General features: G+C 51.0%; 13 protein-coding genes and 1 riboswitch. Of the genes, 6 read left to right on the top strand and 7 right to left on the bottom strand.

Going from position 1 to position 15,065, the window contains the following annotated elements; all coding sequences use genetic code 11:
- Positions 1–124 precede the first annotated feature (124 nt).
- Positions 125–1,159 (bottom strand): FecCD family ABC transporter permease, encoded by a 1,035-nt coding sequence (locus BBD42_RS18745; protein ID WP_099519401.1) that lies wholly within the window; start codon positions 1,157–1,159, stop codon positions 125–127.
- 2 nt (positions 1,160–1,161) lie between these two features.
- Positions 1,162–2,208 carry a FecCD family ABC transporter permease gene (locus BBD42_RS18740; RefSeq protein ID WP_099519400.1) on the bottom strand — a complete coding sequence of 349 codons (1,047 nt, stop codon included), beginning with the start codon at positions 2,206–2,208 and terminating at the stop codon, positions 1,162–1,164.
- 178 nt (positions 2,209–2,386) lie between these two features.
- Here BBD42_RS18740 and BBD42_RS18735 point away from each other — a divergent pair, with 178 nt between their 5' ends.
- Positions 2,387–2,968, top strand: coding sequence for a TetR/AcrR family transcriptional regulator (locus tag BBD42_RS18735; RefSeq protein ID WP_099519399.1), 582 nt, complete (start codon positions 2,387–2,389; stop codon positions 2,966–2,968).
- Between the two features lie 63 nt (positions 2,969–3,031).
- Entirely contained in the window at positions 3,032–3,604 is a 573-nt protein-coding gene (locus BBD42_RS18730; RefSeq protein ID WP_099519398.1) for an NAD(P)H-dependent oxidoreductase, read from the top strand.
- 47 nt (positions 3,605–3,651) lie between these two features.
- On the opposite strand, the gene thiC is transcribed toward BBD42_RS18730, so the two are convergent.
- From thiC to BBD42_RS18715, 3 genes are all read right to left on the bottom strand, one after another.
- On the bottom strand, positions 3,652–5,421 hold the full coding sequence (gene thiC / locus BBD42_RS18725; RefSeq protein ID WP_099519397.1) for a phosphomethylpyrimidine synthase ThiC: 1,770 nt from the start codon (positions 5,419–5,421) through the stop codon (positions 3,652–3,654).
- Positions 5,422–5,709: 288 nt separating this feature from the next.
- A riboswitch (TPP riboswitch) is annotated at positions 5,710–5,815 on the bottom strand.
- Between the two features lie 34 nt (positions 5,816–5,849).
- The gene (locus BBD42_RS18720; protein ID WP_099519396.1) at positions 5,850–7,019 is read right to left on the bottom strand and encodes a glycosyltransferase family 4 protein; all 1,170 of its coding nucleotides are present in this window, start codon (positions 7,017–7,019) and stop codon (positions 5,850–5,852) included.
- 88 nt (positions 7,020–7,107) lie between these two features.
- Positions 7,108–7,404, bottom strand: a complete 297-nt coding sequence (locus BBD42_RS18715) for a transposase (RefSeq protein ID WP_099519395.1) — start codon at positions 7,402–7,404, stop codon at positions 7,108–7,110.
- Positions 7,405–7,547: 143 nt separating this feature from the next.
- Between BBD42_RS18715 and BBD42_RS18710 the strand changes: the two genes are divergently transcribed.
- Together BBD42_RS18710 and asd are read left to right on the top strand one after the other, a co-directional pair.
- Positions 7,548–8,309 carry a tryptophan-rich sensory protein gene (locus tag BBD42_RS18710; RefSeq protein ID WP_099519394.1) on the top strand — a complete coding sequence of 254 codons (762 nt, stop codon included), beginning with the start codon at positions 7,548–7,550 and terminating at the stop codon, positions 8,307–8,309.
- A gap of 968 nt (positions 8,310–9,277) precedes the next feature.
- Positions 9,278–10,066: an archaetidylserine decarboxylase gene (gene asd / locus BBD42_RS18700; RefSeq protein ID WP_099519392.1), complete on the top strand. Its 789-nt coding sequence runs from the start codon at positions 9,278–9,280 to the stop codon at positions 10,064–10,066.
- A gap of 153 nt (positions 10,067–10,219) precedes the next feature.
- Here asd and pdxR read toward each other — a convergent pair whose 3' ends face one another.
- The gene (pdxR, locus tag BBD42_RS18695; RefSeq protein WP_237163147.1) at positions 10,220–11,707 is read right to left on the bottom strand and encodes a MocR-like pyridoxine biosynthesis transcription factor PdxR; all 1,488 of its coding nucleotides are present in this window, start codon (positions 11,705–11,707) and stop codon (positions 10,220–10,222) included.
- Positions 11,708–11,902: 195 nt separating this feature from the next.
- Between pdxR and BBD42_RS18690 the strand changes: the two genes are divergently transcribed.
- Complete coding sequence (locus BBD42_RS18690) at positions 11,903–12,544, top strand: pyridoxamine 5'-phosphate oxidase family protein (RefSeq protein ID WP_099519391.1); 642 nt, start codon at positions 11,903–11,905, stop codon at positions 12,542–12,544.
- A gap of 117 nt (positions 12,545–12,661) precedes the next feature.
- Here BBD42_RS18690 and BBD42_RS18685 read toward each other — a convergent pair whose 3' ends face one another.
- Entirely contained in the window at positions 12,662–13,456 is a 795-nt protein-coding gene (locus BBD42_RS18685) for a helix-turn-helix domain-containing protein (RefSeq protein WP_056030343.1), read from the bottom strand.
- Between the two features lie 199 nt (positions 13,457–13,655).
- Here BBD42_RS18685 and BBD42_RS18680 point away from each other — a divergent pair, with 199 nt between their 5' ends.
- A complete protein-coding gene (locus tag BBD42_RS18680) occupies positions 13,656–14,951 on the top strand; it encodes an aminotransferase class I/II-fold pyridoxal phosphate-dependent enzyme (protein ID WP_099519390.1) in 1,296 nt (431 codons plus the stop codon).
- Positions 14,952–15,065: the final 114 nt, after the last annotated feature.

Here is a 15,065-nt window from a genome sequence, read left to right as displayed (position 1 = left end):
CAAAAGGACATTCCTGTTCTCTCACGTCAGCGCCCGTTTCACTTTTATACAGCAAAAGGCCTTCCGAAAACGCATAGCGCTTCGAAAGGCCTGAGCAAACGATTATAAATGGAGCTGCAACCGCCTATTTGGAACGGGACAGCAAGTAAAGGAAATAAGGAGCGCCAATAACGGCGATTACGATACCTGTCGGAATTTCCGAAGGCTGGAACGCCCAGCGAGCCAGCGTATCGGACACAATGACGAGCAATGCTCCCGCCATCGCGGAAGCCGGAACGAGAATTTGATGCGTCGGTCCGACAAGACGACGAGCCAAATGCGGACCAATTAGTCCGACAAAGGAGATACCGCCGCCAACGGCCACACATGTTGCAGCCAGACCTACCGCTGCTGCAAGCAGCTTCATCCGGTCCTTCTCAACCGGCGACCCCAGTCCCGTTGCCATCTGTTCGCCAAGATTCAAAATATTCATCGAACGCGACTTGAACATAACATAAGGGATCAATAATAAAATCCATGGCAGAGCAGCAAGTACAAACTTCCAGTTGGTTCCCCAAATGTTGCCTGCAAGCCAAATTTGAACGAATTGAAAGTCATTCGGATCAAGCGCTAGGCTGAGTACAATGACAAGCGCACTTATGCCGGCTTGAACCGCAACGCCGACGAGAATCATCCGTGTAGGCAGCAGCCCGTGATAACGTTTATAAGATAATGTATAAATGAGCAAGGCAGTTAGCGCAGCCCCGCAAAAGGCAAGCATCGGCATAAAAAATGGCGACGCCATCTGGTTATCACGGAAAAAAGAAACATACAAAATAACCATCAGCCCTGCTCCAGCATTAATACCGAGCAAGCCAGGATCGGCCAGCGGATTGCGGAACAGCCCTTGCATCACACAGCCAGAAACGGCAAATCCTGCGCCGATCAAGACGGAAATGACAATACGCGGCAAGCGGAAATCAAATAGAATCAGATCCTGCTTCGCCGTTCCATATCCGAATAACGTTTTAAACACATCAAGCGGAGTTAGCTTAATAAAACCTGTATTCATACTAATCACAAAAGCAGTAACAATAAGGACACCCATAATGGACATGACGATTATGGCTCGTCTTGTTCTGCGCTGCTCGCTTTTTGAAATTAAAGTAGCGGTGCTCATAACTACAAATTCCCCCTTTGCTTAACCGCAAGATAAAGGAAGAACGGAACACCAATAATAGCAATCAGAGCGCCAACCGGGGTCTCATAAGGGCTATTAATGGTACGCGCTACAATATCAGCTACAATGAGCAGAAGCGCACCAAGCACAGCGGAACAAGGAATAATCCAGCGGTAATCCACGCCAACCAAATAGCGGGCCACATGGGGAACAATAAGTCCGATAAAGCCGACCGCTCCGACAACGGATACCGATGCACCGGCTAAAATTAGCGTAACAATAATGCCGATCGTCTTCGTCAGCTTCGTACGCTGTCCGAGGGACGAAGCAACATCATCACCTAGACTGAGCAAAGAAATGGAGCGCGAAATCGCAATGGCTGCCAATATGCCGCCGATAATCCAAGGGGCAACAATGCCAATTTGCGACCATTTTGTACCGGCAATGCCGCCTGCGTACCAGAAAGCAATATCCTGTCCAATTTGAAAGTGAATTTGAATTCCTTCGGACAAGCTCATGAACAACGTGCTAATAGCTGCCCCCGCAAGCGTCAGCCGGACAGGCGTCAAACCGCCCTTGGCGAGCGAGCCGATACCGTAAACGATACCCGCAGCAAGCGCCGCTCCAAAGAAACAAATAATCATAATTTCCAAATGAGACATGCCACGGAAAAAAGCAAAGCACAGCGCAAGCGCAAAGCCTGCACCCGAATTAAGACCGAGCAAGCTCGGATCAGCGAGTGGATTTCGGGTCATCCCCTGCATAACGGAGCCTGATACCGCGAAGGCCGCTCCTATAAGTGCAGCTGCAAGTGCCCTTGGCATCCTCAGCTCTTGAATAATCTGGTGCTGGGTAATATCTGGATTAAAATAAAAGACGGCAGTCCAAACCGTGGATAAGCTAATTTTAGCTGCTCCGACTGAAATAGATAAAGCAAGGCCAAATAACACAGCAGCTGTGCCAACGATCAGAATGATGCTCGCTACTAGGGGCCTTGAACGCTGCCTCATCTGCTTCAATTCCTGTTTTTGCTCCTGTTTCAACGACATGATGCAGCTACCTTTCCCTTCATACCAAATAAAATGGCTTCATGATAACGATTCTCGTTTTCAAATATACCAAAGTTTGTTTGTTAATTCAATGAAAGAATAGTATCCTCTTAAAAATCCATCATCTCTGTTTTTATTGCCTCTTGATTTTTAGTTAGTGTTCACTTACAATACAAGCATGAACAAAAAATCACATGCCGATAGTAAAAAAAAGGATATTTTGCAGGCGGCGATGCTGCTGTTTGCCACGAAGGGTGTTGACGGCGTTTCCGTCAAAGAAATCGGACAGGCTGCCGGCGTAACGGACGCAGCGATTTACAAGCATTTTAAAAGCAAGGATGCCGTTGCTTTGGAAATCTTTGAGCAGGATTGTGCCAGCTATACCGCTTTAATCGATTATTATGTGCAGAAGGATGGCAGCAGCGCCAGCCGGTTTTGCCAATTAATCGACGAGGTACTGCAAATGCACGATGAGGACCAGTATGGACTGCTGCTTCTTTCCCAGCAGCATGAGCTGTTTTATACAGCGAGGATGGAAGGGCAGCTCAGGCAGCCGCTTGATGCATTAATAGATTTTATAGAGCAAGGCATCGAGCGCGGCGAGCTTCCAGAGCAAAATGCCCGCCTGTCGGCTGTCATGGCGATCGGCATTATAACCCAGCTAGCCGTATCCAGCATGCATGGCGATCTACCCGCACAGCTTGCGCCGGACGCCGAGCAAATTAAGCGGCATCTATTAGCTTTAATAGGTCATTCGTGACCTTTTCTTTTTAATCTACTGGTTAGTGTTCATTAACTAAAACTCAAGGAGTGTTTCAAAACGATGAAAAACATTTTAATTATTCAATGCAATCCCGCTGAAGAAAGCTACAGCGAGGCGCTGGCAGCCGCTTATGCTGAGGGAGCCGCTGGCGCCGAGGTCCGTACCCTTCATTTGTCCCAGCTCGAATTCAATCCCGTCCTGGTCGGAGGCTACAATAACAAAGCGCCACTAGAGCAGGATCTTCAGAACGCACAGGCGCATATCAAATGGGCTGATCATCTTGTTTTTGTATATCCAACCTGGTGGGGCGGACCTCCCGCTTTGCTCAAAGGCTTCATTGACCGCGTCTTTCTGCCCGACTTTGCTTATAAATATGTGAAAGGCAAGGATCTTCCCAAGCAGCTGCTCAAAGGAAAAACAGCCCGGATCATCGTCACGATGGACTCGCCGGGCTGGTACTATCGTTTTTTCCAAGGCATGGCTGGCCACAAAATGATGAAAATCAACATTCTGCAATTTTGCGGCGTCAAATCCGTCCGTTTTACGTCGCTGTATGAGGTCAGAAAATCATCGCTCGCCAAAAGGCAAGGCTGGCTTGCGAAGGTGAAGCAGCTCGGGGAAAAGTTAGCCTAACAGCGCCTGCCTCTCCCTGCTTATAGCAGCCTTTTGGCTATAATCTCCTATGTCCCGCTAACATATATGTGGCTCCCCGATTCCTTGAACGCCTCGGACTTTTCCTTCATTCCCGCTTCAATGGCCTCCGTCGTCTCCAGCCCATTTTGCTCGGCGTACTCTCTAATATCTTGTGTAATGCGCATGCTGCAAAATTTAGGTCCGCACATCGAGCAGAAATGCGCGGACTTAGCCGCTTCTGCTGGCAGCGTCTCATCGTGGTACGCCATGGCGCGCTCAGGATCCAGCGATAAGTGGAACTGGTCGCGCCAGCGGAACTCGAAGCGCGCTTTCGACAGCGCATCGTCCCGCAGGCGAGCGCTAGGATGGCCCTTGGCCAGGTCGGCGGCATGGGCCGCTATTTTATACGTAATAACCCCTTCCTTCACATCATCCCGATTCGGCAGACCCAGATGCTCCTTCGGCGTCACATAACAGAGCATCGCGGTTCCGAACCAGCCGATCATAGCGGCGCCAATAGCCGATGTAATATGGTCATAACCGGGAGCTATATCCGTTGTCAGCGGCCCCAGCGTGTAGAAAGGCGCTTCATCGCACACCTCCAGCTGGCGGTCCATATTTTCTTTAATCAAATGCATTGGCACATGTCCCGGTCCTTCAATCATCACTTGGACATCATGCTTCCAGGCGATTTTTGTCAGCTCGCCCAGCGTATCCAGCTCGGCAAACTGCGCTGCATCGTTGGCATCGGCTATCGAGCCTGGACGCAAGCCATCGCCTAGCGAGAACGAAACATCGTAAGCCTTCATAATTTCGCAAATGTCCTCAAAATGCGTATATAAAAAGTTCTCTTGATGATGGGCCAGGCACCATGCCGCCATAATCGACCCGCCACGCGACACGATGCCCGTCACCCGCTTGGCTGTTAGCGGAATATAGCGAAGCAATACGCCTGCATGGATCGTAAAATAATCAACCCCCTGCTCCGCCTGCTCAATGAGCGTATCGCGGAATACCTCCCAGCATAAATCCTCTGCTTTGCCATTTACCTTCTCCAGCGCCTGATAAATCGGCACCGTGCCGACCGGAACCGGGGAGTTGCGTATAATCCATTCGCGCGTTGTGTGAATATTTTTGCCTGTGGACAAATCCATAATCGTATCTGCACCCCAGCGCGTCGCCCATGTCATCTTCTCTACCTCTTCCTCAATAGAAGAAGCTACTGCTGAATTGCCAATATTCGCATTGATTTTCACATGAAATTGCCGCCCAATAATCATCGGCTCGATCTCGGGATGATTAATATTAGCTGGTAGGATTGCACGCCCAAATGCAATCTCCGAGCGGACAAATTCAGGGTCCATCCCTTCTCTTATCGCAATAAATTTCATTTCATGCGTGATGATTCCCTGGCGCGCATAATGAAGCTGGGTGACATTATGCCCTTTTCTCGCCCGCAGCGGCCGCGTCGTTATTGGAAAAAGCTCCGCTCCGCGCTCTTTCGCCTTCTCGGCCGACATAAAGCCGTTATCCTCCGGCTTTACGCTGCGCCCGTCGTACCGCTCTACATCTCCTCGCCCTTCAATCCACTCTCCCCTTACATGCGGCAGCCCTTTGTAAATATCCGCCTCATAAGCGCTATCGGTATATGGCCCACTCGCGTCATACACGCGAATCGGCGCATTCGGTATTTTTTCTCCGTTTCTGCCTGTGCTCGCTTCGAGCTCAATTTCGCGCATTGGCACCCAAATATCCAAGCTTGATCCCGACTCGTACACCTTGCTGCTGCCCGGCAGCGGATTCATAAAGATCGTCATATGCTAAAAAACCTCCCATGGCATTATGAAGATCCACCAGGAGGCCTTTAGACGTAAATTCAGTTGGAAAATGCAGCGCCCGGCGCCTGTTCCTTTGCTCCCATTCTATTAGGCAAGATAAACGCCCCACAAGCAAATACGCCAAGAGGCGCTCCGCTTGCTCGCATGCTTATTCAACCAGAGGGCAACAAAAAAACCGCTCCGGCGAAGAAGCGGCAGAATGTGCAAACATACGCGAATAATAGAGCTTCCCATGCTAAAAAAAAGCAAAACGAAGCTGCTCGCGATGAACTCACTTTCCCACTTTCCTACGCTGGCATAACCCAGATCAGGTTCAAAGGGACCAAAGCTCACTCGCTTTATCTCAGCCATGAAGGCGCCCCTAGTGGATTTCCTTGTTAGACTATACCGCTCCCATATACTGGTTGTCAATCCAAGCCGGGCAATTTCCGTTCATTCAGCACATTCATCCAGCTGCGTCCCGTATGCTGCCAAGTGAAGCTTTGCTCCACCCGCTCGCGGCTCTTCTTTCCCATGCTCGCCCTAAGCTCGGAGCTAGCGAGTAGAGCAAGCAGCTTGGCTCTCAGCTCATTCTCCAGATTTTGCTGCGAAATCAAATAACCGGTGACGCCATCCCGTACAATCTCCTTCATGCCGCCCGCCCGTGTAGCCACTACCGGAAGACCCGTAGCCATTGCTTCGACGTTCACGAGACCGAAAGCTTCACGCTGTCCCGAAGGGACGATCGCCATATCTGCGGCCAAAAACCAGCCTGGCACTTCGGTATAGGGCACATAAGGAACGAAGCGCACATGATTCGGATAAGCACGGCCGAGCTGCTGGAGCTTGCGGGAATAAGCGGTGGAGCGATGCGAGCCGTAGAAGGGGCTGCCGACGATAACAGCCAGCATATTCGGATGTTTTTTTACCAGCTCAGGCATAATATGCAGAAGATGGTGAGCGCCCTTAAGCGGAATGAGCCTGCCGAGAAAAATAACGACCTCGCGGCCCTCCAGCTTTTTCGCCTGCCGCTCCCGCTGCCGCTTCTCTCGCCCTTCTTCGGTAAATCGCGATGGAAAAAGCCCCGTTTCCACGCCGGGGTAGACAACCCTTATTTTCGCTGCCGCTTCAGGCGCCCTCGTCGCAACGACGCGGCGCAAAAACTCGCTGTTTACAATAATGCGATCAGCCGCTTGCAGGCTTCGGTGCAGACTGGCTGGCGTTATATGACCGGGACTTAGAAAAGTAGAGGAATGCAAGCTCAGCCAAATTCGGGCGGACGGCAGCTTCTTCTTCAGGGCAAGCACGTTATGCGGACGATTCTCCACCTGAATAACATGCGGCTTGTATGCAACTAAGGAACGGCCAACAGCGGCGATATAGCTGGCTTTGTTTACCGCTGGAAATCTGACGCAGGCGACGCCATGGACTAGCCCGTTGCGTTTAAGCCCCTTTGTCGTCCGCCCGTAAATGCGGGGATGAATCCGATTTTTCAGAAGTGGAACAAATTTTTCGACTACCCGTTCGACCGAGCTGCTTTTTGTGGATGGGATCGGAAATGACCCTGGCGTAACAAACGCCACTCTGGCAAGCGTCATTTCGTTCAACTGCCTCCTAGCGCATTAAAATGACAATAAGTTTGCGATAGCATACGCGCCATTTCCGCAAATTGCCACTAGCTTGCCGCTAGCTGGAGGGCCGGAGCACATTTATGGCCATTCGTGCAGGTGTATAGATAGCTAAATAAGCCCCTCCTATAATAAATACAGGATTAAGCAGCACAGCATGAATTTCCGTCATAAACACCGTGTCGCGAAGCATCGTTCTCGCTATAGCTGAAGCGATGGAAACAAACGTTACAAAAAGCAAAATAGCTGCCAGCGCATCCATAACAAGCAGCGCCTTCCGGCTGCGGAAGCCGGTCCATCCTGCTGCCAGACAGCAGGCCGCAAGTATAAGCGTGATCGAGATGGTCATGGTCACTTAAGCAATTCCCCCTTCTCAGTTTGGGTTTTCTTACATGAAGCTTGAGCTTTTTGCGCAAGAAATAAACGGGAAGGCGTGAAATAAAAGCAAGGCATGGTGAATAAGACAATATAGATGCACGAGGAGAGGATAAAAATAAGATGAATACTGCCTATCGCTGGCTAAACGCTTGTGGACTGCTAATCGTCATTGTCGCAAATGCACTCGCCGTCACCTTACCGCTTGGAGGAAAAACGACTGCCCAGCTTGCGGCGCAATATCCGATTCTGTTCATGCCCGCTGGCTATGCCTTCTCCATATGGAGCCTGATTTATTTGCTGCTTGCCGGATTTGTCATTTATTCCTTTCTGCCGTCAGGAAGGGCAAGCAGGCTGCCTGCCCAGATCGGCATCCTGTTTTTTGTTAGCTGCCTGTTTAATGCGGCTTGGATTTTTGCTTGGCAATATGAGAAGGTGTACGCCAGCGTATTTATTATGCTCGCGCTGCTGATCACGCTGATCGCCATCTACACGCGTGCCAGAACGCCCGGCTGGCAGACGGCAACGGCTGGCGAACGCTTTTTCATATTGCTGCCCTTTAGTTTGTATCTCGGCTGGATTAGCGTCGCGACCATCGTCAACATTACCTCCGCGCTGTACAAGTCAGGCTGGCAGGGCTTTGGGCTGTCCGAGACGGGATGGACGATTATTTTGCTGGCGGTCGCTGCTTTGCTCGCCTTAATCATCGGCTGGAGCTACCGCGATGCCGCTTTCGCCGCAGTCTTCGTCTGGGCGTTCATCGCCATTATCGTCAAGCAGCAGGAGCATGATGCCATCGTATTCAGCACGCTCGCTGTTACGATTGTGCTCGCTTTGTTTATTGTGTTTTTGCTGGTGTTGAAGCTGCGCAGGCTGCGCGGGTAGTGCGAGTATAAAGGGAGGGGGAGAGAAACAGTTCGCCCTAACTGTGATAACGGAGTCGGGTACGTTTTTCTGTCACTCTCCCTATGAAGGGTGACAGAAAAATAATAATCGTAATTATTTATTAGAGTATTATCAGGCAACTCTTAACCTGTTACCTCAAGATGCTTATGACGTTGTATCTGGAAAAACTCCATCGCCTTCTGTGAGTATTCTAATTAGTGCAGAGGCTGCTTGGAAATAATAGGAATTCGAGTCGAACCAGGAAGCCTTTCTAGTTCTTCAGGTTCTCCATTAAAATATCACCCTTATTTTTATAATATGCTTTCTAAATCAATTAGAATTTTTTTGAGCTTCAGCATGTACCTGTTCACACGTAACAACATATTTTTCCATATTGTTGGATTCAGATCATTCATGGTTTAGAAACAAGATATCTTTCTTATTGCATTTCACTTGTATTAGTATTTCCCTCGCTGCGTAAGCACGCCAGATTCATGCTCTTCTTGTCAGATGCTATCTTCCCAGTACCTATCTTCCCAGTACCAAGATAGGTTTGGCGGACACAGCAGCAGCTATTTCAACAGAATCATGGGTTTAGGACAGGCTGCGGACTCAGAATCCGGTAATGCGCTGCAAATGGCCATTTTGGAGGGAAGATTAAGGCGATAACGGACCTCCTGTCCGCGTACGGCCAGAAATTGTAGAAAATGCCACAATAGCGGAAGCTGTGTCCTCCAAAAATCGAGGGAACATCTCGAATCTTGTGGGCTCAGCAACAGCAGTTTCAACAATAGCAGTTTCTCAGCAAAACTCGCATGCTGCGGTTCCTTATGCTTTGAATCGGCCATTGTTGTTTCCCAACCTGTAAAGGTCGCGAATCGAACCTATTGCTTTGTGATGCGGGTTGTGGCACACTGTTTGGGACAAGCACCACCATTCGAAGCAAGAAAGGACGTGACGGTACGAGCATGCTAGATGGATTACTTCGTGCCATGACGGAATTAAGCTCACGCAAGTCGATTTCGAGGTTGACTGGGCGTTTTGCGCAATCCAGAGCGAGCCGCCGTTTTATTCCGCGCTTTGCTTCCATGTATGGAATTAAGGTGGCAGAAGCCGAGAAACCGCTAAATGAATACGCAACGCTAAATGAATTTTTTACCCGTCGATTAAAACCAGGCATGCGACAAATAGACATGAGTGCAGACAGCCTTGTAAGTCCGGTTGACGCTCTTATTACAGGCATTGGCCCAATAGAAGATGGAACAATTGTCAATGTAAAAGGGCAGGACTACACGATTGAAGAGCTGCTGAACCGTTCGCCAAGAGCGGAAAACTACCGTAACGGCCATTATTTTGTCCTGTATTTAAGCCCGACCGATTACCACCGGATACATGCTCCTGTGGATGGCACAATCGTGGAGAGCGAGCATATTCCCGGCAAGGTGTATCCGGTCAATGAATTCGGTTTAACCAAAATGCGCCGGGTGCTCAGCCGCAATGAACGGCTCATTACGTATATTAAACATGATGGCGGCGAAACGGCTGTCGTGAAAGTCGGCGCCATGAACGTCAGCAGCATCCGCTACGTTGACCCGCTGCCGCCGCATACGGTAAAGGGGGGCGATCTTGCTTATTTTGAGTTCGGATCTACAGTCGTGCTGCTGACTGAAAATAAAACCTTCACCCCGCTGCCTAACTTAAAGCTCGGCCAAAAAGTAAAAATGGGCGAGGCGCTTGGCCGCTTGCTGCCGCGTTAACCCGCTCGCTCGCCATTCGAGCGAAATTACATCTTAAACGACTAATTAAAAAAAGCTCGCTGCCCGTGCGGAGAAATCTCCGCCAGGCAGCGAGCTTTTGTTTGTTTCAGCAGCAGTTGCAGCAGTTACAGCAAAGCTGCTGTTGCCAGCACTTCAGCCGCGCTGCTGCTGAACGTCCTCCCAGCATGCCGCAATTCGCCGCATGCCCTCCTTAATATCGGCTTCGGCCAAATGCGCGAAGCCGAACAGCGCTGCCGGAGCGCGCTGCTCCTCCGGCTGCCGCCACAGCCGCTCTCCGCGGTTCCAGCTAACGCCTTCCCGCTGGCAGCGCTCAATCAGCCGCTCATAATCCGCGGCTGTCCCAAGCCACACGCCGTACTGATGCAAGCCTGCATCCGACGGCGTAAACCGGAACAAGCCCGCGAGCTGCTCCGCGGCTTGTTCCTTAAAGAGCTTGAGGCGCCGTCCGCAGCTGCGCCTCATCCGCCGCAAATGCCGAACATACTGCCCGCTCGCCATAAACACGGCGAGCGCCCGCTGCTCCGCGATTGAGCTTGGGCTTGGCTCAAGCAGAAACTTCGCCTGCCGCAGCGGTTCCCGCAGCGCATCCGGCGTAATGACATAGCCAAGCCTCAGGTCGGCATACATCGTCTTGGAGAAAGTGCCGACGTACACGACCCGCCCCTCGTGGTCGAGCGTCTTGAGCGGCTCCGCCGGGCGCCCGCCCCAGCGAAATTCGCTGTCATAATCGTCCTCGATGATGACAGCCCCATGCCGGGAAGCCCATTGCAGCAGCTCCAGCTTGCGTTCAGGCGCAAGCTGGACTCCGGTAGGATACTGGCGCGTCGGGGTCACGAACAGCAGCTTTGCATCCCAGTCCTGCGGAATAATGCCATAATCGTCGACATCCGCATCTATAATGACGCCGCCCGCAGCTGCAATTGCCCGTCTAATGCCGGGGTAGCACGGGTTTTCCACCACGACTTGATCACCAGGGTTAATCAATAGCTGGGCGAGCAGGGCAATGCCATACATCGAACCGCTCGTAATAAATAAATGCTCTACGCTCGTGATCATGCTGCGCTCGCGGCGCAGCTCGCTGGCAATCGCTTCGCGCAGCGGCAAATGTCCTTCTATCACTCCATAATCCTCATACTGGCGCTCCAGCACTCCTCTAACCTCCGCGAACATGGCCGTCTTCCATTCATCCTGCGGAAACAGCTCGACATCCGCATAGCCTACATCAAACGCAATGCAATTCTCCTCGTGTACAGGCCGCTTCGTATACCCTTTAATCTGCGGCAGCCGCTGCGCCCAAGCGGATAAGGCAAGTGTACTCGCCTTGCCTTCCACCTCAACACCCGCTTCGGAAGCTGGCGGCTTGCTATAGGAAACATAGGTGCCGCTCCCCCTTCCCGGCCGAACAAAACCTTCCGCATACAGCATATCGTACGCTGCATTCACCGAACCGCGCGACATGCCATAGCTTTCGGCCAGCCTTCTGCTGGAGGCGAGCTGCTCCCCATCCTCCAGCATTCCCGCGACAATAGCTTCGCGCAGCGCCAGAAACAGCGCATCCGCCTTGCGCCCCATCTCCTCATAATACCGCTCATAAGCCGCACGGCAGCGATCCTCCATCATTCAACCTCCTATGACTATCCTGTTGCCTACTTCTTCCGCCTATTCCCTTCACCTGCAAAAGTGGTTCAATAAAATTACTGTAAAGTGGATCTTTTTATATGTCAATATTCCGATTACACTTGCAATTAACGAGCTGAACGCTTGGCACATCCCCTACTCAAGCTATCGCTATTGTTACGAAAGGAGCAGTCCGCTATGCGCAGAAAAGAATTTGCAATCGGAAGCGAAGATGAACAAGAGATTACCGCCTTTTTGGAGGAAATGAGCTACGGCTTTCTAGGAACAGCTAGAGCGGATGGCGCCCCTTCCATTACTCCGCTGAATTACATTTATTTGAACGGAAACATTTATTTTCACGGCAGCCGTGCAGGAGATAAAATGAAACTGCTCGGGACAGATCCGCGGGTCACCTTCTGTGTAGCTAAGGAATATGCGATTATTCCTTCCCATTTTACCGATCCGCTGATGGCCTGTCCGGCCTCCGCCTTTTTCAAATCGGTCATTATTGAGGGCACCGCGTCGGTCGTCGAGGATTTGATGGAGAAGGGCGAGGCGCTGCAGGCGCTGATGGCCAAGCTCCAGCCAGAAGGCGGGCATTTGCCGATTGCCGGGGATGATCCTGCTTACAGGGGCAGGCTCAAGGGAGTTGCCGTCGTAAAAATTGAGCCGCAGCAAATCAACGCGAAGTTCAAATTCGGCCAAAATGCCGATGAGAACAATCGTGAAGCGATTACAAACGGTCTGCTTGCACGCGGACGGGAGCTCGATGCAGAGACGGTCGACCTTATGCGCCGATACTGCCCACACCATAACGAAAACGCTCATCCGGGCGACTAACTATACGCGATTCATTTGCAAATGTGACATTTGTAAATTCTCCTCTATCAAAAAAGCCGAGCGCCTCTCCCCCCTTTGTTGTCGGGAATCAAGGCCGCACCGGCTTTTTTTATGAACTTAACGAATTTCCGACGGGCTCCGTCCGGTGTATTGCTTGAATTGGCGGCTGAAGAAAAAAATATCGCGGTAGCCAAGCGCGTCCGCCACCTCCGTCACATTCATGCCCACGTGCATCAGCAGATGCTGGGCACGATCGATCCGGGTGCTGATCATAAACGTCTGGACCGACATGCCGATCAGTTCCTTGAACTTCATCGAAAAATAGCGCGGCGACAGCTGGGCGCGCATCGCGAGATCCTCGACCCGGTGGGCAATGCCGGGGTTTTGCCGGACATAGTTGGCGACCTCATGAATGGCTTCGGTCAGCTGATTGCTCACTTTTTTCTCCACTGGCGATTGTTTTGTCGCACGATCCTCCCGCAGCAGATGAATCATCAGCTGCTTCAGCACTAGGCGCGCTTCAATTTCCGCCGCGTAGGTTTTGACCAAAAACAGCCGCACGTAACGCGACAGCATATATTCAAAATCTACCGTATCAATCAGCTGGCGGTACCGTTCCGGCACCAGCTCCGGCTCTTCCGCCGTATCAAAGTGTATGTAAGTAAGGACTAGAGGCTTCTGCGGATTATGGGTTGCGCTCGTATAGTCGCCTGGACGGAACAGGAAACAGCTTCCTTTACCCACTGGGTAATGAATGCCCCCCACTTCGACTTCTCCTTCACCGCTCCACACATAAAATAAATCGAAATTAGCCATCGGTTTTTCACGGCGCTGCCATTTCCAATTCGGCTCGCAAACGATCTTCGCGAAAGGCGGCAGCAGTAAATAGGCATCGGGTGTTAAATGCAGCATAAAACCCTCCTGAAACGTAAGCTTATGCCGTCATCATACACCAGCGCGAAACTTTCGCGCAACCCCAGCTGGCAGTCGTCACATTTTCCAAAAAAATTTGAAAATGAAATGGTTCCGGCACGTTAAAAAATGATATAATAGCTCCCGATAAGTATGATCAGAAAATGAATTGATTTTTCGGAAGGATGGAATGAAGTTCATGAACCCACTTGCTCAGCAGTTGAATGAGACGCTCTCCGCAGAAAGCCCGAACGTCCATGCCATGTTGTCAGCTTTAGGAAAAGCCATTTATTTCCCGAAGGAAGGCATACTTAGCCAATCCGCAGAAGCGAAGGCGAAGGCCAAGACGTTTAATGCCACAATCGGCATTGCGATCGAGGGCGGACAGCCGATGCATCTTAAGGTCATTCAGGATACACTCACTGCTTATAATCCTAAGGATCTATATGAATATGCCCCACCTGCGGGCAAACCCGAGCTGCGCACAGCTTGGCTTGAGAAAATGCTTAAAGAAAACCCTTCACTTGAGGGCAAGCGTCTCAGCAATCCTATCGTTACGAACGCTTTAACGCATGGGCTGAGCATTGTCGCCGACCTGTTCGCAGAAGCAGGCGATACCGTTATTATTCCAAATAAAAACTGGGAAAACTACGAGCTGACCTTTGGCATCCGCCGGGGCGCAGAAATTGTGGAATACCCTTTACTTAACGATAGCAATACGTTTAACAGTGACGGCCTGCGCGAAGCGCTGCTCGCTCAGAAGGACAAAGGCAAAGCCATCGTCCTGCTTAATTTCCCGAACAACCCGACTGGCTACACGCCAGGCCTGCAAGAAAGCGAAGAAATTGTAGCCGCTGTCAAGGAAGCGGCGGATGCAGGCATTAATGTCGTCGTCGTTACCGACGATGCTTACTTCGGCTTATTTTTCGAGGATTCGGTTCACGAGTCGCTGTTCGGCAAATTTGCCGACCTGCACCCTCGCGTCCTAGCTGTCAAAATCGACGGTGCGACGAAAGAGGATTATGTCTGGGGCTTCCGCGTCGGCTTCATTACGTATGCTGCTTCCTCCGACAAAGTGCTGAATGCGCTTGAACAGAAGACGCTTGGCATTATTCGGGCGACGATTTCCAGCGGCCCGCATCCTTCGCAGACGTTTGTACTGAAAGCTCTGCAATCGCCTGATTTTGACGCTCAGAAAGCAGAGAAGTACGACATTATGAAGGGCCGTGCCAACCGAGTCAAAGCGCTGCTCGATAGCGGCCGTTATGGCGATACGCTAGCGTATTATCCGTTCAACTCCGGCTATTTCATGTGCCTCAAGCTCAGCGGCGTATCGGCTGAGGCTGTTCGTGTCCGCCTGCTTGAAGAATATGGAATCGGTACGATTGCCCTTGGCGAGACCGATCTTCGCGTCGCTTTCTCCTGCATCGAGGAAGCAGACCTGGAGTCGCTTTACGATACCATTTTTAAAGCAGTTACCGAGCTGCTGGCTTAATTATTCCAGCATTTCATTCCTTTCCCCTTGGAAAGTAGCCGTGTATAATACGGTTACGGCCAAGGGGTTTATTTTGTTATATGATAAAATGAGGGCAGCAGAAATGGAAACTAC

This window comes from Paenibacillus sp. BIHB 4019, from assembly GCF_002741035.1.
Lineage (GTDB): Bacteria > Bacillota > Bacilli > Paenibacillales > Paenibacillaceae > Pristimantibacillus.
This window is presented reverse-complemented; position numbering and strand designations above follow the sequence as displayed.